Source organism: Paenibacillus sp. EKM206P (assembly GCF_011066155.1).
Taxonomy (GTDB): domain Bacteria; phylum Bacillota; class Bacilli; order Paenibacillales; family Paenibacillaceae; genus Paenibacillus; species Paenibacillus polymyxa_D.
Map to the genome: position 1 here is coordinate 1 of NZ_JAAMNQ010000131.1, position 233 is coordinate 233.

Consider the following 233-nt stretch of genomic DNA (forward strand, 5'->3'; position numbering starts at 1 on the left):
GCCGAACGCTCGCTCGATATGGTCGTCGGCATTCTGGCGATTCTCAAAGCGGGCGGAGCCTACGTGCCTGTCGATCCGGACTACCCGGAGGAGCGCATCCGCTTCATGATCGAGGATTCGGGCGCGCCGTTATTGCTGATTCAAAAGCATCTGCACGAGAAGACCGACTTCGCAGGAACGCGCCTCGAATTGGACGATTTCGTTTGGGGCGACAGAGGGGCGGACTCCGAAGG

General features: G+C 60.1%; 1 protein-coding gene. It reads left to right on the forward strand.

Annotated elements, in window-relative coordinates; all coding sequences use genetic code 11:
• Positions 1 to 233: AMP-binding protein (locus G9G53_RS26080; protein ID WP_165150923.1), on the forward strand; the 233-nt coding region annotated here is incomplete at both ends.